Raw genomic sequence first — 24,023 nt, forward strand, 5'->3', positions numbered from 1 at the left:
AGCAGGTCTTCAAAAGGGTAGATTTCATGGATGCCTTGAACAATCTGATGTACGGCTTTGGCATCGCGCTCGAGCCGATCAATATCGCCTATGTCTTTGCCGGTGTATTTGCCGGCACCATCATCGGCATGCTGCCGGGCCTTGGGCCGATCAGCGCACTGGCGCTGATGATCCCGATCACTTTTGCCATGGAGCCCTCCTCGGGCCTGATTCTGATGGCCGGGGTCTACTATGGCGCCATCTTCGGCGGCTCCACCTCGTCGATTCTTCTGAACGCGCCGGGTGTCGCGGGTACGGTGGCCACCTCGTTTGATGGCTACCCCATGGCGAAAAAAGGCCTGGCGGGCAAGGCGCTGGCGATTGCCGCCTACTCCTCCTTCGTGGGCGGCACGGTATCCATCGTGTTTTTGATGCTGGTAGCGCCGCTGCTTTCCAAGGTGGCGGTAAGCTTTGGCCCGGCAGAGTACTTCGCGCTGATGGTCCTGGGGTTGACTGCCGTCGTTTCACTGTCGGATAAATCCCTGGTGAAAGGCCTGATTGCGGCTGTCGTCGGGGTGATGATCTCGATCGTGGGCATCGACATGCAGACCGGCACCGAACGCTACACCTTCGGCTCGGCGCAGTTGCTCGACGGTATCGACTTTCTGGTGGTAGCGCTGGGCATCTTCGCGCTGGCCGAGGTGTTCTACATGCTGCTGCGCGGTGGTGGTGGCAAGGAAGCACCACGCAACGCCATCGGCTCGCTCAAGCTGTCCCGTTCTGAAGTGGGCCAGATCGCCGGCCCGGTCAGCCGAAGCTCGGTGCTGGGCTTTTTCACCGGCGTGCTGCCGGGCGCCGGCGCCACCATCGGCTCGTTTCTGGGCTACAGCATGGAAAAACGCATCGCGAAGGATGGCGACACCTTCGGCAAGGGCAACATCAAGGGCGTGGCCGCCCCGGAAGCCGCCAACAACGCGGCCTGCACCGGCTCGTTTGTTCCGCTTCTGACCCTCGGCGTGCCCGGCTCCGGTACCACGGCGGTGCTGCTCGGCGCGCTGCTGGTCATGGGCGTGACCCCCGGGCCGATGATGCTCGAGCAGCGCCCGGACGTGTTCTGGGGCGTGGTGGCGAGCATGTACATCGGTAATATCTTCCTGCTGGTGCTGAACCTGCCGCTGATCCCGTTGATCGCCAAGATTCTGGATCTGCCCAAGCCGCTTTTGCTCTCGTTGATCCTGATCTTCTGCATGATCGGCGTCTACGGCATGAGCTTCAGCGTGTTCGATCTGCTACTGCTGCTCGGTTTCGGCCTTCTGGGCCTTGGCATGCGCCTGTTCGGCTTCCCGGCGGCACCGCTGATTCTCGCGCTGATTCTCGGCAACATCATGGAGGAGTCCATGCGTCGGGCGCTGCAGATCTCCGGCGGTGACTGGTCGATCTTCATCGACAAGCCGATTTCGCTGGCGCTGCTGGCACTGGCGGTACTCTCCCTGGGGCTGCCGCTCTTGAAAAAGCGTCGCCAGCGCGCGGCGTAAACCACTTACCCCTTTTTCAGCGCCCGTTTCGGGCGCTTTTTTTTGCGCGGGCGCTTGTGGTGCAGGCGCTCGTTTTGGTGCGCGGCGAGCGTGAAGGTGTTGGTGAAGGCTGCGCCCTGCTGGTGCGTAACCGTGGGCCGAAGCGTTGTTTGGTTTCTGCAAGTCATTAAGAAAAAGAGGTTTTATAGAATTCGATTCATGTTGGCGCACGCTTTGCACTTCTTGTTGGGTGATCGTCAAGAACGATACCTCGCGAGCTTTCTGGATAGGGCTCGCCACTCAAACAACGAGCCCTCTCGAAGGGCGCAAGGAGATCCACGTGGCCAAGTCAACGCGCACAGTTCTGTCCTCTCGTCTCGTGTCCACCGCCGTGGCCGCCGCCCTGATGGGCTCAGGCGCCCACGCCGTGGCCCAGGAGAACGACCCGATCAAGGTCGGTATCTTGCACTCGCTCTCCGGCACCATGGCGATCAGTGAATCGACCCTGAAGGACACCGTCGAGATGCTCATCGAGCAGCAGAACGAGGCGGGCGGTCTGCTGGGGCGGGACCTTGAAGCCGTGGTGGTCGACCCGGCCTCCAACTGGCCGCTGTTTGCCGAGCGCGCGCGCGAGCTTCTCGAGCAGGAAGAGGTGGACGTCATTTTCGGCAACTGGACCTCGGTATCGCGCAAGGCGGTGCTGCCGGTGGTCGAAGAGCTCAACGGCCTGCTCTTCTACCCGGTGCAGTACGAGGGCGAGGAGTCCTCTGAGAACGTCTTCTACACCGGGGCGGCGCCCAACCAGCAGGCGATCCCCGCCGTCGAGTACCTGATCAACGACGTCGGTATCGAACGTTTTGCCCTGGTGGGTACCGACTACGTCTACCCGCGCACCACCAACCGTATCCTCGAAGCCTTCCTGAAGGACGAGCACGGCGTGGCGGACGAGGACATCATGGTCAACTACACGCCGTTTGGGCACTCGGACTGGCAGAACATCGTCTCCGAGATCCGCCGCTTCGGTGAAGCGGGCAAGCCGACCGCGGTGGTTTCCACCATCAACGGCGACGCCAACGTTCCGTTCTACCGCGAGCTTGCCAACCAGGGCATCGATGCCGCCGACATTCCGGTCATCGCCTTCTCCGTGGGTGAGCAGGAGCTTTCCGGCATCGACACCGGCCCGCTGGTCGGCCACCTGGCGGCCTGGAACTACTTCATGAGCGTCGATACCGACGAGAACTACGACTTCATCGACGCCTGGATCGACTGGACCGGCGACGAAGAGGCGGTGACTAACGATCCGATGGAAGCGCATTACATCGGCTTCAACATGTGGGCGGAAGCCGTGCGCAAGGCGGGCACCACGGACGTCGACGCCATCAAGGAGGCCATCATCGGCGTGACGGTGCCGAATCTCTCCGGCGGCTATGCGGCGATGATGCCCAACCACCACATCACCAAGCCGGTACTGATCGGTGAAGTGCAGGACAACGGCCAGTTCGACATCGTCTGGCAGACGCCCTCCACCGTGGCCGGGGACGCCTGGTCCGACTACCTGCCGGGCTCCCGCGATCTGATTGCCGACTGGCGCAAACCCATGGCGTGCGGCAACTTCAACGTCGTCAACGGCTCCTGCGGTGGCAGCACCGCCGCCGAAGAAGCCGAAGCGGCGCTCGCTGAGTAATCCTTCCCCCTTGCCGCCCGCCCGGGTGGCAAGGGAGCACGCTATCTCTTCACTTCTTTTCGAAGGAACAACCTCATGAGGCGTTTCCTTTTCTGGGCGCTGCTGTGTCTGCTGGCCGGTTTTCTGCCGAGTGCCGCGGCGCAAACCGCCGCGCCAGGCAGTGACCCCGGCGCCGCGCTGCTCGAAACCCTGGACGTGGACTCCTACCGCGACAAGGGCGAAGCGATCACCGCCATTGTGCAAAGCGACGACGAACGCGCCCGGGAGTGGCTTCAGGCGCTTCTGGACGGCCGTTTGCAGCGCGCGGACGACGGCCGCTTCGTGGTGGTGCTGGATAATGCCGGGCGCAACTGGCCGGTGGAAGATGCCCTGACCGGCGAGGCGCTTGGCGAGATGTCGCGCCGCGAGCTCGACCGGATCGGTATCAACAACGCGCTGCGCAACCAGCTTCGAAGCGCCATCGCGGTGGTGGATCTCATCTCGCCCGACGTCGAGCGCCGGCGCAGCTCCGCCGACCGGCTGCTGGGCGAGGTGGACGAGGCGCTTGCCGAGACGTTGGTGCCCGTGATCGAGGAGGCCGAGGACGACTACGTGCGCCGCCGCCTGGGCCAGGCGCTGGCGATCTACCAGGCCGAAAACGGTGAGATGGCAGGCGTCGAGGCGCTGTCGGGGAGCCTTCACCCACGCGCCCGGGTCGCGCTCAACCGCGCGGCCAGCGGCGACGACCCGGTGGTGGCGGACGCTGCCCGTGCGGCGCTTGCCAGCGTCGAGCAGAACCTGAAGCTCAACCGCGGCGTCGAGACGCTCTACTTCGGGCTGAGCCTTGGCTCGGTGCTGGTGCTCGCAGCGATTGGCCTTGCCATCACCTTTGGCGTGATGGGCGTGATCAACATGGCCCACGGCGAGCTGATGATGCTGGGTGCCTACACCACCTGGATGATGCAGCAGCTTCTGCCCGGCCAGCCGGGCCTGGCGCTCGTGCTCTCCATCCCGGCAGGCTTTCTGGTGGCCGCACTTGTCGGCATCGCCATCGAGCGAGGCGTCATCCAGTTCCTCAAGGGCCGCCCGCTGGAGACGCTGCTGGCCACCTTCGGCATCAGCCTGATCCTCCAGCAGCTGGTACGCACGGTGATCTCGCCGCTCAACCGCACGGTGATCACGCCGGAGTGGATGAGCGGGTCACTGGTCATCAACGATGCGCTGTCGCTGACCTTGAACCGGCTTTACGTGATGGGCTTTGCGCTCTTCGTGTTTGCGGCGCTGATGCTGGTCATGCGCCGCACGCGCCTGGGGCTGGAGGTGCGCGCCGTCACCCAGAACCGCGCCATGGCCCGCGCCATGGGCATTCGCGCCACCCGAGTGGATATCCTCACCTTCGCGCTGGGCTCTGGCGTTGCCGGGCTTGCCGGGGTAGCGCTTTCCCAGCTCACCAACGTGGGGCCGAACCTGGGCCAGAACTACATCATCGATTCGTTCATGGTGGTGGTGTTCGGCGGCGTGGGGAATCTCTGGGGCACGCTGGTGGCGGGGCTATCGCTGGGTGTCATCAACCAGGTGCTCGAGCCCTGGGCGGGCGCGGTGCTGGCCAAGATCATCGTGCTGGTGTTCATCATCCTGTTCATTCAAAAGCGCCCGCGGGGACTCTTCCCGCAGAAGGGCCGCGCGGCGGAGGGTTAAGCGATGAGCCTGCATTCGACTTCGGGCCGCTTCTGGCTGGCCCGCCCGTTTCATGAGCGCGCCACGCAGATTTTCCTCGGCGTGCTGCTGGCGGCGCTGGTCATCGTCACCGTGCTGCACGTGGCGCTGCCCCGAGGCCACGCGCTGCACGTCAACGCCTACACGGTGAACCTGTTCGGCAAGTACCTGAGCTACGCACTGCTCGCCGTGGCGGTGGATCTCGTCTGGGGGTATCTGGGCATTCTGAGCCTCGGCCACGGGGCGTTTTTCGCCATCGGCGGCTACGCCATGGGCATGTATCTGATGCGCCAGATCGGCGAGCGCGGCACCTACGGCCACCCGGTGCTGCCGGACTTCATGGTGTTTCTCAACTGGGAGAGCCTGCCCTGGTACTGGCACGGCTTCGACATGGCCTGGTTTGCGTTTGCCATGGTGCTGCTCGCCCCCGGGCTTCTGGCGCTGGTGTTCGGCTTTCTGGCGTTTCGCTCCCGGGTGACCGGGGTGTATCTCTCGATCATCACCCAGGCGCTGACCTTTGCACTGATGCTGGCGTTCTTCCGTAACGAAATGGGCTTTGGCGGTAACAACGGCCTGACGGATTTCCGTGAAATCCTCGGCTTCAACCTGCGCAGCAGCGATACCCGGCTGGGGCTGTTCATCGCCTCCGGGGTGGCGCTGGCGCTGGGCTATATCCTCTGCCGGGCGATCGTGACCAGCAAGCTTGGCCGGGTGTGCGTGGCCACGCGGGACGCCGAGGCGCGCACGCGCTTCATCGGCTACCGGGTCGAGCGCTTCCAGCTCTTCGTGTTCGTGGTGTCCGCCATGCTCGCGGGCGTGGCCGGCGCGCTCTACGTGCCCCAGGTCGGCATCATCAACCCGAGCGAGTTCTCGCCACTGTTCTCCATCGAGATCGTCTTGTGGGTGGCGCTTGGCGGGCGGGCCACGCTCTATGGCGCGGTGATCGGCGCGATTCTGGTCAACTACGCCAAGACCGTGTTTACCGGCGTGATGCCGGATGCCTGGCTCTTCGCCCTCGGCGGGCTGTTCGTGCTGGTCACCGTATTGCTGCCCAGGGGCGTGGCGGGGCTTTTGCCCGGGTTCACACGGCGGGCCGATCATCAACCGAAGGAGGCGAGCGCATGAGCCTTTTACAGGAGATCAGGACTCGCGACCGGGTGTTCGATTTCATGACCCCGCGGGCATCCAGAGTGGACGTGCGCCACGGCCCGATTCTCTACCTGGAAGACGTCACGGTCAGCTTCGACGGCTTCAAGGCGATCGACAAGCTGAACCTGACCATCGACGATGGCGAGCTTCGCTGCATCATCGGCCCCAACGGCGCGGGCAAGACCACCATGATGGATATCATCACCGGCAAGACGCGGCCCGACGCGGGCAGCGTCTGGTTCGGCAGTCGTCATAACCTGTTGCAGATGACCGAGCCCGAGATCGCAAGCTTGGGCGTCGGGCGCAAGTTCCAGAAACCCACGGTGTTCGAGGCGCTCAGCGTGTTCGAGAACCTGGAGCTCGCCATGGCGGCCGACAAGCGCATCTTCCCCACGCTGACCGCGCGCCTGACCGGCGAGATCCAGGACCGCATCGAGGAGGTGCTGGAAACCATCGGCCTGACCGGGCTTCGCTTTCAGCCGGCGGGGATACTGTCGCACGGTCAAAAGCAGTGGCTGGAGATCGGCATGCTTCTGATGCAGCGCCCGCGGCTTTTGCTGGTCGACGAGCCCGTCGCCGGGATGACCGAGCAGGAGATGGAGCGCACCGCCGAGCTTCTGACGAGCCTGGCCGGCAAGCAGTCGGTGGTGGTGGTCGAACACGACATGGGCTTCGTGCGCTCCATCGCCCGCCAGGTCACCGTGCTCCACCAGGGCAGCGTGCTGGCCGAGGGCAGCATGGATCAGGTGTCCAACGACCCGAAGGTCGTGGAGGTTTATCTGGGCGCCGACGACGAGGAGATCGCCTGATGCTCGCCATCGAAAAACTCAATCAGTTCTACGGCGAAAGCCACACCCTCTGGGATCTCGATCTCGACGTACCCCGGGGCCAGTGCACCTGCGTGATGGGCAGAAACGGCGTGGGCAAGACCACGCTGATGAAGGCCATCATGGGCGAGGTCGCGGTGAAAAGCGGCGCGCTGGTGTTCCAGGGCGGGGAAGGGGGGATCGAGCTGACCCGCAAGGCCGTCGAGGCGCGCTCACGGCTCGGCATTGGCTTCGTGCCCCAGGGGCGGCAGATCTTTCCCATGCTCACGGTCGAGGAGAACCTGCGCACGGGGCTTGCCGCCCGCGGCGACGGGCTGAAAAAAATCCCCGCGCGAATTTTCGAGCTCTTCCCGGTGCTCGAGGAGATGAAGCACCGCCGCGGCGGCGATCTCTCCGGCGGGCAGCAGCAACAGCTCGCCATTGGCCGGGCGCTGGTGATCGAACCGAAACTGCTGATCCTCGACGAGCCCGGCGAGGGCATTCAGCCCAACATCGTGGCCCAGATCGGCCAGGTGATCCGCCAGCTGATCGAGGAGGACGGCCTGACGGTACTGCTCGTCGAACAGAAGCTGCCCTTTGCGCGCAAGTACGCCGACCGCTTCGTGATCATGGACCGCGGCCGCCCGGTGGCCAAAGGCGAGATCGGGGAGCTATCGCAGGAACTGATCAAGCAGCACCTGACGGTTTGAGTTATCCACACCCGGTTGGGGCTTGCCTGGAACCTTGATGCCATGCAGTGAGGGGAAGTCGACAGCGCCGGCGGCTACCATCTACCCCCTCTTCCCATTGCTGAGCACCGGGCTCTCCTTCAGGCATGGCCGTCACGTAAAAGCACAATTAGGCCGCGGTATCGGTTGCTATATACGCGCAATGCGCAGGCGTTGGCGTTGTCTAGCGGCTCCTGCCTGCGACGCACGAACAATCTGCTGTGCATCGCAAGCGTCCTGTTGCCTTCAAATGGTGCATAGGTGGCTCTGGTTGGGCTTTTTCAGTGCATCATGTGAACGTGGATGTGACACATCGGGGAAGTGACAACGCCTATCGAATGCGTATTTGATGCCTTTCACCATTTTGGCGCATTAATTGCATTTACCGGTGAATGACTCCGTCAACTGAAAAGCGAAAGCTCCATGACCCACTGCGATAGCGCACTACCGGTCGCGGATTCCGGTCACCGCTTCGACGACCAGCGCCGCTGGGCGGCGTCGCTGGGCCTGCGGTTTGCCTGGCGTGATGGCGCCACGCGGCTAACCCAGGCGCGCCACCAGGGCCCGCTTCGCGTGCAGCGCCCGTTTTACCCGGAAGGGCGCGCGGGCGCCTGCCATGTCTACGTGCTGCATCCGCCGGGCGGCCTGGTGAGTGGTGACGCCCTGACCGTGAGCGCGCACATCGAGCACGGCGCCCACGCGCTTCTGACCACGCCCGCCGCCAACAAGCTCTACAAGGCGGATAGCCAGGGCGTGGCCTGGGCCCAGCACACCGAGCTCAGCGTGGAAGATGGCGGAGTGCTCGAGTGGCTGCCCCAGGAGACCATCGCCTTTGACGGCTCGAAAGGCGAGCAGCGTACCCACGTGGCGCTTCATGGCACGGCCAAATGCCTGGGCTGGGAAATCATGGCGCTGGGCCGCCCGGCAAGCGCGCTGCCGTTTGCCAGCGGGCGCATCGAGCAGCACTTTCGCCTGACGCTGGACGGCAGGCCCGTGTGGCTCGAGCGCCAGCCGCTGGACCCGCTGCATCCGCGCTTTACCGGCCGCTGGGGCCAGGGCGGCGCCACGGTGCAGGCCACGCTCTGGGCCGTAGGGCTTGCGAATGCGGCAGACGCCGTCGAGGCGCTGCGCGAAGCGCTGCCGAACGCCTCGCACTGGGCGGTCACCGCGCGCCAGGGCGTGCTGCTGTTGCGCTACCTGGGCCACTCCCGCAATGAAGCCTGGGCGCTTTGCGAGCAGGCCTGGGCGGTACTGCGGCCCCGCTTGATCGAGTGCGAGGCGCATACGCCGCGCATCTGGTTAACCTGATCCTTCTGGAGGAAGACGCTTCATGGAATTGACCCCGAGAGACAAGGACAAGCTGCTGCTTTTCTCCGCCGCGCAGCTGGCCGAGCGGCGAAAAGCGCGCGGGCTGAAGCTCAACTACCCGGAAGCGGTGGCGCTGATCAGCTTCGAGATCATGGAGGGCGCCCGCGACGGCAAGAGCGTGGCCGAGCTGATGAGCCTTGGCCGCGAAATATTGACGCGCGACGACGTGATGGAGGGCGTGGCGGAAATGGTCGACGAGGTGCAGGTCGAGGCGACGTTTCCCGACGGCACGAAACTCGTGACCGTTCACACGCCGATCAACTAGCGTTACACCACGTGGAGGCTGCCATGATTCCTGGCGAGTACCAGTTGAAAGAGGGCGAGATCGAGCTGTGCGCGGGCCGTGACCGCATCACGGTGGAGGTCGCCAACACCGGCGACCGGCCGATCCAGCTCGGCTCCCACTACCATTTTGCCGAGGCGAACCCGGCGCTGACGTTCGACCGCGACCGCACCCGCGGCTTTCGCCTGGACGTGGCCGCGGGCACCGCGATCCGCTTCGAGCCGGGCCAGACTCGCGAGGTCACGCTGATTCCCTTCGTCGGCAAGCGCCATATCTACGGCTTTCGCGGCGACGTGATGGGCCCGCTCGAAGGAGACGATCAATGACGACCAACAAAATCAGCCGCCAGGCCTACGCCGACATGTACGGCCCCACGGTGGGCGACCGCGTGCGTTTGGGCGACACCGAGCTCTGGATCGAGGTCGAAAGCGACGCCACCCACTATGGTGAGGAAGTGAAATTCGGCGGCGGCAAGGTGATCCGGGATGGCCAGGGCCAGAGCCAGCGCGTCGATTCCGCGGTGATGGACACCGTGATCACCAACGCCCTGATTCTCGACTGGTGGGGCATCGTCAAGGCGGACGTGGGGCTGCAGGCGGGGCGCATCGCCGCCATCGGCAAGGCGGGCAACCCGGACACCCAGCCGGCGGTGGATATCGTCATCGGCCCCGGCACCGAGGTGATCGCCGGCGAAGGCAAGATTCTCACCGCCGGCGGCATCGACGCCCACATTCACTTCATCTGCCCCCAGCAGGTTGAAGAGGCGCTGATGAGCGGGGTGACCACCATGCTCGGCGGCGGAACCGGCCCCGCCACCGGCTCGAATGCCACCACCTGCACCCCCGGCGCCTGGCATATCGGCAGGATGCTCCAGGCGGTGGACGAGCTTCCCATGAACATCGGCCTGCTCGGCAAGGGCAACGCCAGTTTGCCGGAAGGGCTGGAAGCGCAGCTCGACGCCGGGGCGATGGGCTTGAAGCTTCACGAGGATTGGGGCACGACGCCGGCCTCCATCGACACCTGCCTGAGCGTGGCGGAGCGCTATGACGTTCAGATCGCCATCCACACCGACACGCTCAACGAGTCGGGCTTCGTCGAGGATACGCTCGCGGCATTCAAGGAGCGCGGTATCCACACCTACCACACCGAAGGCGCCGGGGGCGGCCACGCGCCGGATATCATCACCGCCTGCTCGCTGGAGTACGTGCTGCCGTCCTCCACCAACCCGACGCGCCCCTACACGGTGAACACCATCGACGAGCACCTGGACATGCTGATGGTGTGCCACCACCTGGACCCGAACATCCCGGAAGACGTCGCCTTTGCCGACTCGCGCATCCGTCGCGAGACCATCGCCGCCGAGGATATCCTGCATGATCTGGGCGTGATCTCGATGATCGCCTCGGACTCCCAGGCCATGGGCCGGGTGGGCGAGGTGGTCTGCCGCACCTGGCAGACCGCCCACAAGATGAAGCTCCAGCGTGGCCTCTTGCCGGAAGACGAAGCCCTGGGCGCCGACAACCTGCGCGCCAAGCGCTACATCGCCAAGTACACCATCAACCCGGCGATCACCCACGGCATCGCTCACGAGGTGGGCTCGGTCGAAGTGGGGAAGCTGGCCGACCTGGTGCTCTGGAAGCCGGCGTTTTTCGGCGTGAAGCCCGCGCTGATTCTGAAAGGCGGCATGATCGCCGCGGCCCCCATGGGCGACCCCAACGCCTCGATCCCCACGCCGCAGCCGGTGCACTACCGGCCCATGTTCGGCGCCTTCGGCCGCGCGGCGAGCCTGACCCGGCTGAGTTTCGTCAGCCAGGCGGCGATCGATGCCGGCCTCAAGGAGCGGCTGGGGCTGCAAAGCGAACTATCGGCGTGCAAGAACGTACGCGGGGTGCGCAAGAAGGACATGAAGCACAACGATGCCTGCCCTGAACTCACCGTGGACCCGCAGACCTATGAAGTACGCTGCGACGGCGAGCTTCTGACCTGCGAACCCTCCACGGAGCTGCCGCTGGCCCAGCGATACCACCTGTTTTGACAATGGCTCTTCAGCTTGGGGGGCGCCGGGGGTAGACCTACGAGAGGGCGCTGTGAATACGTCCCTGTACGCTACTTTTGCCATCCATGGCAAAAGACCCTCTCTACGGTCTACCCCCGGCTCAGCCATACAATTTTCGAAGGAAGCAGATCATGCTGAAACTGATAGAACGCCTCGGCCCCATCGACGAAAGCGCCGCCAGCGATACCCTCACGCTGCCCTTCGAGCTGCGCATCCGCGGGCGCCTGAAAGCCGAAAGTGACGCCGGGCAAGCCCTGGGCCTGTTTCTCGACCGCGGCCCGGTGCTGCGAAGCGGCGAAGGCCTGAAAGCCGAAAGCGGCGAGGTGATCCGCGTGTGCGCCGCCATCGAACCGGTGGTGACCGCGCGTATCGCGCCTGGCCTGCCGCTGGCGCGCCTTGCCTACCATCTTGGCAACCGCCACGTACAGCTCGCACTCGGCGAAGACGAGAAGGGCGGCTGGGTGCGCTTCCCGCCGGATCACGTGCTCGAAGAGCTGGCCGAGCGCCTGGGCGCCGAACTCGAACATCACAACGCCACCTTCGACCCGGAGCCCGGCGCCTACAGCCAGACCGGCGGGCACGGGCATTCTCACGGCCATTCACACAGCCACGCGCCCAGTCACGTGCATAGCCACGCCCATGGCCATCATGACCACCACCACGACCATGAGCACTGAAACCAACGACGACCTGGCGCTGCTGGGTCTGATGCAGCTGGTCAGCCCGGCGCTGCCCATCGGGGCCTTCGCCTTTTCACAAGGGCTCGAAAGCGCCTTCGAACTCGGCTGGGTGAGCGATGAGGCGAGCCTGGCCGAATGGCTCGAGGGCGTGCTGGAAGATGGCCTGACACGCTGTGAGCTGCCGGTGATCGCCAGGCTTTACGATGCGCTTAACGAAGGCGATAGCGCCGCCGTCGCCGAGTGGGACGCGTGGCTTGCCGCCACCCGCGAAACCGCCGAGCTCGCCGCCGAGGAGAGCCGGCTGGGTGCGTCCCTCGCGCGTCTTTTGGGGAGCCTTTCGCTTTTGCCCGAGAAAGAATGGCTTCCCGATCAGGCGGGTTACGTAACGCTTTTTGCTTACACCGCTTTTACACGAAAAGTAGGGCGCCGCCAGGCGCTGCTCGGCTTTGGCTGGGCGTGGCTCGAAAACCAGCTGGCGGTGGCCTGCAAGGCGCTGCCGTTGGGCCATACCGCCGCCCAGCGCCTCATCGAGCGGCTTCGGCCCGCGCTTTCCCGGGCCGTGGACGAGGCGCTCACCCTTGATGACAGCGAGCTCGGCCCGGCGCTGCCCGGCGTGGCGCTGGCAAGCGCGCTGCACGAAACCCAGTATTCCCGGCTGTTCAGAAGTTGACCACTATCAGGAGAACGAGATGACACACTGTTTACGCGTAGGGGTCGGTGGCCCGGTCGGCTCCGGCAAGACCGCGCTACTCAAGCAGCTCTGCCTGGCGCTGCGCGATCATTACGATATCGCCGTGGTGACCAACGATATTTACACCCGCGAGGACGCGGATTTTCTGCTCAAGCACGACGCGCTACCGGCGGATCGTATCCTCGGGGTGGAGACCGGCGGCTGTCCGCATACCGCGATTCGCGAGGATGCTTCGATGAACCTGGCGGCCATCGACGAGCTGCAGGGCCGCCACCCGAATCTGGAGCTGGTGCTGGTGGAGTCCGGCGGTGACAACCTCTCGGCGACCTTCAGCCCGGAGCTTTCCGATCTCACGCTCTACGTGATCGACGTCTCAGCCGGCGACAAGATCCCGCGCAAGGGCGGGCCGGGCATCACCAAATCCGATCTGCTCATCATCAACAAGATCGACATCGCCGAACAGGTGCACGCCTCGCTCGAGGTGATGGAGCGGGATTCGAAAAAGATGCGCGGCGAGCGGCCCTTCGTGTTCACCAACCTTTACGATGGCGTGGGGCTCGAGGAGATCATCCGCTTCATTCTCGATAAAGGAATGCTCGACGAACGCCGTCCGCAAACCATTGATCGGCCATAAATAAAAAGGCTGCCATGACCAGGCGGAAAAAGGTCAGGGCAGCCAAAAAGGGTGGCTGGCATCTTGCCAAAACGGGCCATCCCTGGCCACCACCTGCCCACAGTGAACCTAACGACCCTTCATGACCTTAACCCAGGTTATTAAAGGGTACGTATTCCTTGAAAAAAGTCGTTTATTGCATCGAAATAGTCGCTAAATGGGTAACTTTAATTAACAAATGATAAATATCATGTTTAATTAACTGAATTTAAATACTCTTGGCAGTTAAAGCAAGGCGGTTTTAGAGGTTGACGGCCCATTAAAAAGCGCGGCTCAAGGCCGCGCTTTCGATAGCTGATGTTTAGCTGGCCTGGCGCTCGGCGAGCCGATTGGCGAGCAGGGTAGCGGCGCGGTGAGCCAGAGGGGAAAGCCCGGCGTCGTCTTGCGCCAGGCTTGCCACCAGGCGCTGTTTCATGGGGCGCGCCCAGAAGGTTTCCAGGTGACGGCAGATGGCCGCTGCGGCGGCGTCCTCGTCACGCCCGCAGCCCAAGTTGGTGGCGATCTGGTTGGTCATGCGAATCAGGTTGGCATCGTTGTGGGTCGACACGGTATGTCTCCTCAGCCTTGTGCAGAAGCGGGGCGATGGTAGATAAGGTGGCGGCCGGGGCGCGCAAACCCAACAAGCAGCAGGCCTGCCGCCTGGGCCTGCTCCACGGCCAGTGACGTCGCGGCAGAAACGGCGACCAGCGCGCCGATACCCGCGCTGGCGCACTTGTGCACCATTTCGTAGCTGGCCCGGCTGGACACCAGCACAAAGCCTTCCTCGCGCGGCGTGCCATCACTGGCAAGCGAGCCGATCAGCTTGTCCAGCGCGTTGTGCCGGCCCACATCCTCGCGCAGGCGCTGAATGTGGCCCTGCAGGTTGCACCAGGCAGCGCCATGTACGGCTCCCGTGGCCGCCTTGAGCGGCTGGTGGGCATCCATTTCCCCCAGCGCCTGCTGAATGGCGGCGTCATCCACTGGCGGCGCACTCACCCAAGGAACGGGCCGAATCGCCTGATCAAGGGCTTCGGTGCCGCATAGCCCGCAGCCGGTACGCCCGGTCATGCTGCGTCGGCGCTCCTTGAGTGCCATCAGGCGCTGGGTGGCAATACTCAGATGAACGGCCAGGCCGTTCATCTCCTGTTTGACCTCCCGGTCGTAGCACTCGTGAGGATGCGCGATGATTCCCTCGGTGAGGCTGAAGCCCAGCGCCAGATCTTCAAGGTCTGCCGGGCTTGCCATCATGACCGCATGGGAAATGCCGTTATAGACCAGCGCGATGGGTACTTCGAGCGCCAGGGTATCTTCCTGGTCGTCGGCGCCCCAGCCGGTGGCGCTTCTGCGCACTTCCACCGGCTGGCGCGCCTGGGCCGGCGTGCGCCGGGCGGCCGCATCGAGTTCGCGCGCGACGCTCATGGCGCCTCCTGCTGCGCCTTCGCCAGATACCCCTTCTGGGCCTGATCAAACGAGGTGAAGCGCTGCTGCCAGGCGGAGGGCTGGCTGACTTTTTCTACCTGCACGGCGGTAACCTTGTATTCGGGGCAGTTGGTGGCCCAATCCGAGTTATCGGTGGTGATGACGTTGGCGCCACTGCCGGGGTGATGGAACGTAGTGTAGACCACCCCGGGCTGCATGCGCTCGCTAAGCCGTGCACGCAGCACCGTCTGCCCCGAGCGGCTGGTGATGCCCAGCCAATCCCCGTCGCGTACGCCGCGTACATCGGCATCGCTCGGGTGCAGCTCCAGTACGTCTTCGTCGTGCCAGCGCTGGTTATCCGTGCGCCGGGTCTGTGCGCCCACGTTGTACTGGCTGAGAATCCGCCCGGTGGTGAGCAAAAGCGGGAAGCGGCGGTTGGTGCGCTCCTCTGTTGCCACGTACTCGGTGATCGCAAAACGGCCAAGGCCGATGGGGAAATTGACCGCGTGCATGGTGGGCATGCCCTCCGGGTGCTCGTCGTTGCAGGGCCACTGCAGGCTGCCGTGCTCTTCGAGCTTTTGGTAGCTCACCCCGGTAAAGCTTGGCGTCAGCTGGGCGATCTCGTCCATGATCTCCGAGGGGTGGGCGTAGTTCATCGGGTAGCCCAGGGCGTTGGCGAGCTCCTGGGTGATCTCCCAATCCTGCTTGCCAGCCACCGGCGGCATCACCTTGCGCACCCGGTTGATGCGCCGCTCGGCGTTGGTAAAGGTGCCATTCTTTTCCAGAAAGCTCGAACCCGGCAGCAGCACGTGGGCGAACTTGGCGGTTTCGTTCAGGAAGATATCCTGCACGATCAGGCAGTCCAGCGCGCGCAGCGCGGCTTCGACGTGCTGGGTGTTGGGGTCGGATTGCGCAATGTCCTCGCCCTGCACGTAGAGCGCTTTGAAGGTGCCTTCAATGGCGGCGTCGAACATGTTGGGAATACGAAGCCCCGGCTCGTCGTCGAGCTTCACGCCCCACATCGCCTCAAACCGCCCGCGGGCGATGGGGTCGGCCACGTGCTGGTAGCCCGGAAGCTCGTGGGGGAACGAACCCATGTCGCAGGAGCCCTGCACGTTGTTCTGGCCGCGCAGCGGGTTCACGCCCACGCCTTCGCGGCCGATGTTGCCGGTGGCGAGTGCCAGGTTGGCGATCCCCATGACCATGGTCGAGCCCTGGCTGTGCTCGGTGACGCCCAGGCCGTAGTAGATCGCGCCGTTGCCGGCGGTGGCGTAGGTGCGCGCCGCCTGGCGCACGGCCTTTGCCGGCACGCCGGTGATCATCTCGCTTGCTTCCGGTGAATGGCGCTGCTCGGAAATGAACGCGCGCCAGCTCTGGTAGGCCTGCGTATCGCAGCGTTTGGCGACGAACTCGGTGTCCTCGAGCCCTTCGGTGATCACCACGTGGGCCAGGGCGTTGACCAGGGCCACGTTGGTGCCCGGACGCAGCGGCAGGTGCTGGGCATCCCCCAGGTGCGGTGTCTTCAACAGGTCGATGCGGCGCGGGTCGGCGACGATCAGCTTCGCCCCCTGGCGCAGGCGCTTGCGCATGAGTGATCCGAACACCGGGTGGGCGTCGGTGGGGTTGGCACCGATGACGATGATGGCATCGGCCTTCATTACCGAGTCGAAGGTCTGGGTACCGGCAGATTCACCGAGCGTGGTTTTCAAACCGTAGCCGGTGGGCGAGTGGCAGACCCGCGCGCAGGTGTCGGTGTTGTTGTTGCCGAAGGCCGCTCGAATCAGCTTCTGCACCAGATAGGTTTCCTCGTTGGTGCAGCGCGAGGAGGTAATGCCGCCGATGCTCTCGCGGCCGTGTTCGGCCTGGATCGCCTTCAGGCGTTTCGCGGCGAAGGTAATGGCCTCTTCCCAGCTCACTTCCCGCCAGGGCTGGTCGATGGAATCGCGAATCATCGGCGTGGTCAGCCGGTCCGGGTGCGAGGCGTAGCCGAAGGCGAAGCGCCCCTTCACGCAGGAGTGGCCGTGGTTGGCGTCGCCGCCCTTGTAGGGCACCATGCGCACGAGCTTGTCGCCCTTCATCTGGGCCTCGAAGGAGCAGCCCACGCCGCAGTAGGCGCAGGTGGTCACCACGCTTCGATCCGGCACGCCGTGATCGATCACGCTGTTTTCCATCAGCGTTGCCGTCGGGCAAGCCTGCACGCAGGCCCCGCAGGAGACGCAGTCGGAGTTCATGAATGCCTCGTCCTGCCCGGCGGCAACTTTTGACTCGAACCCGCGCCCGTCGATGGTCAGCGCGAAGGTGCCTTGCACCTCTTCACAGGCGCGCACGCAGCGCGAGCAGACGATGCACTTGCTCGGGTCAAACGTGAAGTAGGGGTTGGATGTGTCCTTTTGCGCTTCCAGATGGTTTTCGCCGGTAAAGCCGTAGCGTACCTCGCGAAGCCCGACGCTGCCCGCCATGTCCTGTAGCTCGCAGTCGCCGTTGGCCGGGCAGGTCAAGCAATCCAGCGGGTGGTCGGAAATGTAGAGTTCCATCACGCCCCGGCGCAGCTTGGCCAGGCGCTCGTTCTGCGTGGTCACCTTCATGCCTTCTACCACCGGCGTGGTGCAGGAAGCGGGAAGGCCCCGGCGACCCTCTACCTCGACGGCACACAGCCGGCAGGAGCCGAAGGCTTCAAGGCTGTCCGTGGCGCAGAGCTTGGGAATGCTGATATCGGCCATTGCCGCGGCGCGCAGCACGGAGGTGCCCTCCGGCACGCTGACGGTCACGCCATCGATCTCGAGCGTTACCTGAGCGGCATTGGCATTCGGTACGGGTGAGGGCGTGCCATAGTCTTTACTGAAATCGACGCTGTTGGCCTGACGCCGTGGATCAAAATGTTCGATCATGATTGCTCTCCTCTCGCCCGCTGGAAGTCCTCAGAAAAATGTTTCAGGGCGCTCTGCACCGGGAAGGGCGTCATGCCACCCATGGCGCACAGCGAGCCGTCGACCATCGTCTCGCACAGATCACCCAGCAGCGTAAGGTTAGCCGCGCGGTTCTCGCCGGCGCGGATGCGGTCGATCACCTCGACGCCGCGGGTCGAGCCGATTCGGCACGGCGTACACTTGCCGCAGGACTCCACCTTGCAGAACTCCATGGAAAAGCGCGCCTGCTCGGCCATGTCCACACTGTCATCGAACATCACCACGCCGCCGTGGCCCAGCACGGCGCTTTCTGCGGCAAAGGCCTCGTAGTCCAGCGGCAGGTCCCACTGGCTTTCTGGCAGGTAGGCCCCCAGCGGGCCACCCACCTGCACCGCGCGCAGGGGCTTGCCGCTGAGCGTGCCGCCGCCGAACTCCTCCATCAGTGCGCGCAGGGTGGTGCCGAAGGCAAGCTCGATCAGGCCCCCGCGCTTGACGTTGCCCGCCAGCTGCAGCGCCAACGTGCCCCGCGAGCGGCCCATGCCGTAGCTCGCGTAGGCTTGGCCGCCCTCGGCCAGAATGTAGGGAATGGCGGCCAGCGACAGTACGTTGTTGACCACGGTGGGCCGGCCGAACAGCCCTTCGATGGCGGGCAGCGGCGGTTTGAAGCGCACCAGCCCCCGCTTGCCCTCGAGGCTTTCCAGAAGCGACGTCTCCTCGCCACAGATGTACGCGCCAGCGCCCAGGCGTACTTCCAGGTGAAAAGTACGGCCGCTGTCACGCAGGTTCTCGCCCAGATACCCCGCCGCCTCGGCGCGGCTGATCGCCTCATCGAGGATCTCTTTCGCCAGCGGATACTCCGAGCGCAGGTAGATGTAGCCTTGGGTGGCCCCCACCGCGAGCCCGGCGATGGTCATGCCCTCGATCAGCATGTACGGGTCGCACTCCATGGCGAGCCGGTCGGCGAAGGTGCCGGAGTCGCCCTCGTCGGCGTTGCAGACGATGTACTTCTGATCGGCAGGCGCATCGAGCACCGTCTGCCACTTGATGCCGGTGGGAAACGCCGCGCCGCCGCGCCCGCGAAGCCCGGAGGCTTTCACCTCGTCGACGATGGCCTGGGCCGATAATGTGAGCGCGGCCTCGAGCCCCACATAGCCCTGGTGGGCGCGGTAGTCGTCGAGGCAGAGCGGGTCGGTCACGCCGATGCGCGCAAAGGTGAGCCGCTGCTGGCGGGCGAGATAGTCGATTTCCTCGACCGGGCCGAGCGCCAGCGGGTGGCTCGCATCGCCTTCCAGCAGGCCGCTATCGAGCAGCGCCGGCACGTCGGCCGGGGTGACCGGCCCGTAAGCCATGCGCCCTTTGGGGGTTTCCACCTCGACCATCGGCTCCAGCCAGAAGAGCCCGCGGGAGCCGTTACGCACGATGTCGATCCCTTCGTGGCGGGCGGCGGCTTCGCGCTGAAGGCGCCGGGCCACGGAATCGGCGCCAAGCGAAAGCGCGGTGGTATCGCGGGGCACGAAAACGCGAATGCTCATGCCATCACCTCAAGCGTCTGGGTCTGCAGCTCGTCGAGCAGCTCATCGAAGGCTTCGGGCGTGACGCGCCCGCGTACCTGGTCGTCGACGCGAATCGACGGGCCGCAGGCGCAGTTGCCGAGGCAATAAACGGCTTCCAGGGTGATGTCGCGATCCGGCGTGGTCTGGTGATAATCCACGCCCAGGCGCGCTTTGGCATGGGCTTCGAGCGCGCGCGCGCCGACGGACTGGCACGCCTCGGCGCGGCAGATCTGCACCACGTGGCGCCCCGGCGGGGTCGTGCGGAAATGGTGATAGAAACTGATCACGCCGTGCACCTCGGCACGAGTCTGCTGCAACGACTCGGCGATCATGGCAACGGCATCGGAGGGGATGAAACCAAAGCGGTCCTGGAGGGCGTGAAGAATCGGCAAGAGCGCGCCTGGGGTGTGTTTAAGCGCGTCGATCTCGGCCTGAATCGACTGCGACGACCATTCTCGAGACTCGTTCATCAGGTCTCTCCCGGTGCTGATTGTTTTTGATAAATATGCACGCTTATGCTTATTTGAAACGACTATTGAAGGCGTGCACCACGGTCAATGTCACGCTAGCATCAAGCCAACAACGACAAAATATGAAAGATCATGCCTATGAAGAAGATCACCGTGATTCCCACCTGGTCCTTTTGCGACGAGGCCGGAAATCAACTGGATTTACAGCTGCTTCGCCTGCTGGGGGCAGTGTATCGTCGGGGTAAGTTAACCCGGGCTGCCGAGGACGTGGGTATCTCATACCGGCATGCCTGGAACTTATTGCGTCAAGGAGGCGAGTTTTTCGGCGTGCCGTTGGTGGAATTGCAGCGTGGTCGCGGCGCCCATCTTTCACTGCTTGGCGAAAAGCTCTTGTGGGCCGAGCAGCGTGCCATCGCGCGCCTCGGCCCGCAGCTTGAAAGCCTGGGGTCCGAGCTGAACCTGGCCATCCAGCGCGAGCAGCAGGGCGCGCTGTCCATACTGCGCCTGCATGCCAGCCACGGCTTTGCCGTGGAGCTTCTGCCCAAATACCTGGAAGCGCTGCCGCTGGACCTGCAGTACTGCAGCCCCCATGAGTCGCTGGCCGCGCTCAACCGCGGGGGCTGTGATGTGGCGGGGTTTCACCTGCCGCGCGGCAAGGTGGGAGAGCAGGTGCGCAGCACCTACCAGGGCCTTTTAAAGCCTCGAAAGCACCGCGTGATCGGCTTTATCGCCCGCACTCAGGGCCTGATCGTCGCGGCAGGCAACCCATTGGGTATCGAGACCATCACATCGCTTGACGCAAGCGGCGTGCGCTTCGTCAACCGCCAGGCCTCGTCGGGCACACGCTCGCTGCTGGACTGCCTGCTGAAAGAGGCGGGCGTATCCAGCAAGCAGATTCGCGGTTTTGAAACCGAGGAGTATACCCACTCCGCCGTGGCCGCCTACGTGGCCGCCGGCATGGCGGATGCAGGCTTTGGCGTGGAGGCCGCCGCGCAGAAGTTCGGGCTCGACTTCATTCCCTTGGCCATCGAGGATTATCTGCTGGTCTGTCACCAGCGCTCGTTGAAAGAGGCGCGCTTTCAGGCTTTTCTCGATATCCTGCGCGGCGCGCCTTTTCAGGAAGCAGTACGGAAACTGCCGGGGTATAGCCCCAGCCGGTGTGGCGACATCATCGACGTTGACACCCTGCTTTAGCCCCACTCGTCCTGAAACGCCAGGGGCGTGCCGTTTGGCACGCCCCTGGCACCCACGTGCACGCAAGGTTCGCTCAGTTGCCCGACCAGCCCATCAATATCGGCACGTACACCACCAGCAGCAGCACCCCGATCAAGCCCAGCAAGTAAGGAATGATCGCCCGGGTGATACGCTCCAGCGGCAGCTGGGTGACCGACGAGGCCACGTACAGGTTGATCGCCACCGGCGGGGTGATCATGCCGATCGACAGCCCCACGACGATGATCAGGCCGAAGTGGATCGGGTCGATCCCGAGCTGCAGCACCAGCGGCAGCAGCACCGGCGTGAGAATGATCAACGCACTTGCGGTTTCGATGAACACGCCGGTGAGCAGAATCACCGCGACCACCAGCAGCATCACGACCAGCGGGTTGGTGGAGAGCGACAGCACCGACTGGGCAATGGCGCCGGGTACCTGCCAGCTCGACAGCGTCCAGCTCAGCACCGCCGACATGGCGATCACCAGCATGATCACCGCGGTGGTCATCGCCGAGCGCAACAGGAGCCGGTACACCTGGGCCAGGTTCAAATCGCGATAGACGAATAGCGACACCAGCAGCGCGTAGTTCACCGCCACCACCGCGGCCTCGGAGGGCGTAAAGATACCGGTGAAGATACCGCCCAGAATGATCACCGGGGTCATCAGCCCCCAGCTGGCGGACTTGAAGGTGCGCCAGATCGTTTTGGGTGAAAGCGGCGTGCCTTTCGGGTACTGGCGCTTGTAGGCCTGCACGATGGCGATTGCCATCAGCCCCAGGCCCATGGCAAGACCCGGCAGAAAGCCGTTCAAGAAGAGCTTCGAGACCGACTGCTGGGCGATCACCGCGTAGATGATCATGGGCACCGACGGCGGAATGACCACCCCGATGGTGCCGCTCGCCGCGATCAGACTCGCTGCCGAGGCCGGGTCGTACCCCTTGCGCTTGAGCTCCGGCACGAGACTCGACCCCACCGCCGCGGTGGTGGCCGCTCCGGAGCCGGAGATCGCCGCGAAGAACATGCCCGCCATGACCGAGACGATGGAGAGCCCGCCGCGCATGAACCCCACCAGGGAGTCCGCAAAGCCCACCAGGCGCTCGCTCACCTTGCCCTGGGCCATCAGGTCGCCGGCGAGGATGAACATCGGAATGGCGACCAGCGCAAACGAGTTCATGCCCTGAAACATCTGCTGGGTCACCACCATCAGCGGCACGTTGGCCTGATACAGGGCATAGAGCGAGCTTGCGCCGATGGCGAAGGCGATGGGCACGCCCAAAAGCATCAGCGCAAAGAACAGCCCGAAGAGAAGTGGCGTCATGGTGTCTGCTCTCCCATGGGCTTTCTGGGCTCGCCCTCACACACGATCTCGAAAAGATCCACCAGCGCATACCAGGCCATGATCGCCGCGCTGATCGGCATCACCGCGTAGATGTAAGACATCGGCACGCGCAGCGAGGCGGATTTCTGAAAGCTCTGCACCTGCATGTAGCGATAGCCGATCACGATCAGCGTGACCATGAACGCGATCACCGCCAGTACCGCCAGCGCTCGGGCGAGACGCTGAACACCTGCGGGCAGGGCGTCCACGACGAAGGTGACGGCGATATGGTGGCCGCGCTGAAACGCCAGCGTGCCGGCCAGAAAGGTGATCCAGATCAGCAAAAAGCGGGCGACCTCCTCGGTCCAGCCCACCGCGGTGAACAGCACGCGGGAGACGATCTGCAGCGTGATGACCGCAATCAGCGCGGCCATGCCGAGAAACACCACGGGCTTGAGCGCGGCGTCCAGGCCGCGCTCGATGGCCCTCAGAAGCGATACGAAAGAGTCGAGCGACGATTTCAACGACATGGCGGCTTACTCGAGCGCCTCTTGAATACGCGGCAGGTAATCGCCGAACTGCTGGCCGTACTGTTCGTAAATCGGGGCGACCGCTTCACGGAAGGCCTCGATATCCGGGGATTCATTGATCTCCATGCCCGCCGCTTCGAGTGCTGCCAACTGCTCGGCCTGGGCTTCGGCGTTCTGCGCACGAGCGTAGGCGGAAGCCTCGACGGCGGCGTCCTGCACCAGCGTTTGCACTTCTTCGGGCAGCGCGTTCCACTTGGGCAGGCTCATCACGAACAGCGCCGGGGCGTAGATGTGGCGCGTCATGGTGAGATAATCCTGGGTCTCGGCCAGGTTGAACGCGTAGATGGCGTTGATCGGGTTCTCCTGGCCATCGATGGTGCCCTGCTGCAGCGCGGTCAAGGCTTCCGTCCAGGCCATGGGCACGGCGTTGGCGCCGAGGGTGCGGAAGGTGTCCACGTAGACTTCGTTTTCGATCACGCGCAGGCGCAGCCCGTCGAGGTCCGCCGGCTCGTTGATCGGGTTGCGGCTGTTGGTGATGTTGCGAAAGCCGCGCTCGGCAAACGCCAGGCCTTTCAGGTTCACGCCTTCGAGTTTGCCCAAAATCTCCTGGCCGATCTCGCCGTCGAGCACGTCATAAGCGGCCTCGGCCGTGGGGAAGAGAAACGGCAGCTCGAACACCGAGAACTCATCGACGAAGTTGGCCACCGGACCGTTGGTGATCACGCCCATGTCCACGGTGCCGATCTGCATGCCTTCCAGAAGCGTACGCTCGTCGCCAAGGCTCGCGTTGGGGAAGATCTCCACGCTCACCGCGCCGTCGCTCTGCTCATCGAGGATTTCCTGAAAGCGCTCGGCGGCGAGGTGGTAGGTGTCGTCGCTGTTGACCACGTGGGCCAGGCGCAGCGAGGTAGACGGGATATCTGCCATGGCGGCACTACCGGCGGCCATCAGACCAACAGCCGTCAGCGCAAGCGCCAGGCACCGGGTGCCGAAAGGGCGCGGGAAGGCGTGTAAAGAAGGGGCGTGTTCCACGTGTTCTCCTCGGAGGATCCGTATCATGAGTGTGTGAGGGCGTTACAAGGTGCTCGGCTACTTTATCGGGTTTGGCGCACAATTCCCCGCTTGCCGTACCGCTATTAGCCGAAAGGATAAAACAGCCCCTGCGCGCTTGAGCAGCGGCTTTACAGGCGTTAGCCTGCCTAGCCCGCGCCGCTGAGTCGGCAGGCATAGAGTGTTCTTGAGGGTTACGTGGTAACTTTATATTCACTGTCGCTAAATTAAAACAGGTAAGGCCGCCAGGGGCTGTCTGAAAAGTCGACGAGCGCAGGCA

General features: G+C 64.1%; 22 protein-coding genes. 14 read left to right on the forward strand and 8 right to left on the reverse strand.

The window, feature by feature from the left end; all coding sequences use genetic code 11:
- The first annotated feature begins 26 nt into the window (after window positions 1-26).
- From HW452_RS09075 to ureG, 13 genes are all read left to right on the forward strand, one after another.
- Entirely contained in the window at window positions 27-1,514 is a 1,488-nt protein-coding gene (locus HW452_RS09075; RefSeq protein ID WP_224105784.1) for a tripartite tricarboxylate transporter permease, read from the forward strand.
- Between the two features lie 385 nt (window positions 1,515-1,899).
- The gene (urtA, locus tag HW452_RS09080) at window positions 1,900-3,177 is read left to right on the forward strand and encodes an urea ABC transporter substrate-binding protein (protein WP_224105864.1); all 1,278 of its coding nucleotides are present in this window, start codon (window positions 1,900-1,902) and stop codon (window positions 3,175-3,177) included.
- Between the two features lie 75 nt (window positions 3,178-3,252).
- Window positions 3,253-4,854, forward strand: coding sequence for an urea ABC transporter permease subunit UrtB (urtB, locus tag HW452_RS09085; protein WP_224105785.1), 1,602 nt, complete (start codon window positions 3,253-3,255; stop codon window positions 4,852-4,854).
- Window positions 4,855-4,857: 3 nt separating this feature from the next.
- On the forward strand, window positions 4,858-5,997 hold the full coding sequence (urtC, locus tag HW452_RS09090; RefSeq protein WP_224105786.1) for an urea ABC transporter permease subunit UrtC: 1,140 nt from the start codon (window positions 4,858-4,860) through the stop codon (window positions 5,995-5,997).
- Window positions 5,994-6,830: an urea ABC transporter ATP-binding protein UrtD gene (gene urtD, locus HW452_RS09095; protein ID WP_224105787.1), complete on the forward strand. Its 837-nt coding sequence runs from the start codon at window positions 5,994-5,996 to the stop codon at window positions 6,828-6,830. The genes urtC and urtD overlap by 4 nt, the downstream gene beginning before the upstream one ends.
- The gene (gene urtE, locus HW452_RS09100; protein WP_224105788.1) at window positions 6,830-7,537 is read left to right on the forward strand and encodes an urea ABC transporter ATP-binding subunit UrtE; all 708 of its coding nucleotides are present in this window, start codon (window positions 6,830-6,832) and stop codon (window positions 7,535-7,537) included. Before urtD ends, urtE begins: the two co-directional genes overlap by 1 nt.
- A gap of 441 nt (window positions 7,538-7,978) precedes the next feature.
- Window positions 7,979-8,863, forward strand: a complete 885-nt coding sequence (locus HW452_RS09105) for an urease accessory protein UreD (RefSeq protein WP_224105789.1) — start codon at window positions 7,979-7,981, stop codon at window positions 8,861-8,863.
- A 22-nt stretch (window positions 8,864-8,885) separates the two neighbouring features.
- Window positions 8,886-9,188 (forward strand): urease subunit gamma, encoded by a 303-nt coding sequence (gene ureA, locus HW452_RS09110; RefSeq protein ID WP_224105790.1) that lies wholly within the window; start codon window positions 8,886-8,888, stop codon window positions 9,186-9,188.
- A 23-nt stretch (window positions 9,189-9,211) separates the two neighbouring features.
- Window positions 9,212-9,532 carry an urease subunit beta gene (locus tag HW452_RS09115; protein WP_224105791.1) on the forward strand — a complete coding sequence of 107 codons (321 nt, stop codon included), beginning with the start codon at window positions 9,212-9,214 and terminating at the stop codon, window positions 9,530-9,532.
- Window positions 9,529-11,241, forward strand: coding sequence for an urease subunit alpha (gene ureC / locus HW452_RS09120; RefSeq protein WP_224105792.1), 1,713 nt, complete (start codon window positions 9,529-9,531; stop codon window positions 11,239-11,241). The genes HW452_RS09115 and ureC overlap by 4 nt, the downstream gene beginning before the upstream one ends.
- A gap of 152 nt (window positions 11,242-11,393) precedes the next feature.
- The gene (ureE, locus tag HW452_RS09125; RefSeq protein ID WP_224105793.1) at window positions 11,394-11,939 is read left to right on the forward strand and encodes an urease accessory protein UreE; all 546 of its coding nucleotides are present in this window, start codon (window positions 11,394-11,396) and stop codon (window positions 11,937-11,939) included.
- Entirely contained in the window at window positions 11,911-12,612 is a 702-nt protein-coding gene (locus HW452_RS09130) for an urease accessory protein UreF (RefSeq protein ID WP_425348100.1), read from the forward strand. Before ureE ends, HW452_RS09130 begins: the two co-directional genes overlap by 29 nt.
- 19 nt (window positions 12,613-12,631) lie before the next feature.
- Window positions 12,632-13,267 (forward strand): urease accessory protein UreG, encoded by a 636-nt coding sequence (gene ureG, locus HW452_RS09135; protein WP_224105795.1) that lies wholly within the window; start codon window positions 12,632-12,634, stop codon window positions 13,265-13,267.
- A gap of 340 nt (window positions 13,268-13,607) precedes the next feature.
- On the opposite strand, the gene HW452_RS09140 is transcribed toward ureG, so the two are convergent.
- Genes HW452_RS09140 through HW452_RS09160 form a run of 5 tightly spaced genes read right to left on the reverse strand, consistent with a single transcriptional unit; the run spans window position 13,608 to window position 19,633 of the window.
- The gene (locus HW452_RS09140; RefSeq protein WP_224105796.1) at window positions 13,608-13,853 is read right to left on the reverse strand and encodes a formate dehydrogenase subunit delta; all 246 of its coding nucleotides are present in this window, start codon (window positions 13,851-13,853) and stop codon (window positions 13,608-13,610) included.
- A gap of 11 nt (window positions 13,854-13,864) precedes the next feature.
- Window positions 13,865-14,704 (reverse strand): formate dehydrogenase accessory sulfurtransferase FdhD, encoded by an 840-nt coding sequence (gene fdhD / locus HW452_RS09145; RefSeq protein WP_224105797.1) that lies wholly within the window; start codon window positions 14,702-14,704, stop codon window positions 13,865-13,867.
- Window positions 14,701-17,592, reverse strand: a complete 2,892-nt coding sequence (fdhF, locus tag HW452_RS09150) for a formate dehydrogenase subunit alpha (RefSeq protein ID WP_224105798.1) — start codon at window positions 17,590-17,592, stop codon at window positions 14,701-14,703. The genes fdhD and fdhF overlap by 4 nt, the downstream gene beginning before the upstream one ends.
- On the reverse strand, window positions 17,589-19,142 hold the full coding sequence (locus tag HW452_RS09155) for a formate dehydrogenase beta subunit (protein ID WP_224105799.1): 1,554 nt from the start codon (window positions 19,140-19,142) through the stop codon (window positions 17,589-17,591). The genes fdhF and HW452_RS09155 overlap by 4 nt, the downstream gene beginning before the upstream one ends.
- Window positions 19,139-19,633, reverse strand: coding sequence for a formate dehydrogenase subunit gamma (locus tag HW452_RS09160; protein ID WP_224105800.1), 495 nt, complete (start codon window positions 19,631-19,633; stop codon window positions 19,139-19,141). The genes HW452_RS09155 and HW452_RS09160 overlap by 4 nt, the downstream gene beginning before the upstream one ends.
- A gap of 138 nt (window positions 19,634-19,771) precedes the next feature.
- Here HW452_RS09160 and HW452_RS09165 point away from each other — a divergent pair, with 138 nt between their 5' ends.
- A complete protein-coding gene (locus HW452_RS09165) occupies window positions 19,772-20,827 on the forward strand; it encodes a substrate-binding domain-containing protein (RefSeq protein WP_224105801.1) in 1,056 nt (351 codons plus the stop codon).
- 73 nt (window positions 20,828-20,900) lie between these two features.
- On the opposite strand, the gene HW452_RS09170 is transcribed toward HW452_RS09165, so the two are convergent.
- Genes HW452_RS09170 through HW452_RS09180 form a run of 3 tightly spaced genes read right to left on the reverse strand, consistent with a single transcriptional unit; the run spans window position 20,901 to window position 23,641 of the window.
- The gene (locus tag HW452_RS09170) at window positions 20,901-22,163 is read right to left on the reverse strand and encodes a TRAP transporter large permease (RefSeq protein WP_224105802.1); all 1,263 of its coding nucleotides are present in this window, start codon (window positions 22,161-22,163) and stop codon (window positions 20,901-20,903) included.
- Window positions 22,160-22,693 carry a TRAP transporter small permease gene (locus HW452_RS09175; RefSeq protein ID WP_224105803.1) on the reverse strand — a complete coding sequence of 178 codons (534 nt, stop codon included), beginning with the start codon at window positions 22,691-22,693 and terminating at the stop codon, window positions 22,160-22,162. The genes HW452_RS09170 and HW452_RS09175 overlap by 4 nt, the downstream gene beginning before the upstream one ends.
- A gap of 6 nt (window positions 22,694-22,699) precedes the next feature.
- The gene (locus HW452_RS09180; protein ID WP_224105865.1) at window positions 22,700-23,641 is read right to left on the reverse strand and encodes a TRAP transporter substrate-binding protein; all 942 of its coding nucleotides are present in this window, start codon (window positions 23,639-23,641) and stop codon (window positions 22,700-22,702) included.
- Window positions 23,642-24,023: the final 382 nt, after the last annotated feature.

The sequence above is a fragment of the Vreelandella aquamarina genome, assembly GCF_020075495.1.
GTDB lineage: Bacteria > Pseudomonadota > Gammaproteobacteria > Pseudomonadales > Halomonadaceae > Vreelandella > Vreelandella aquamarina_A.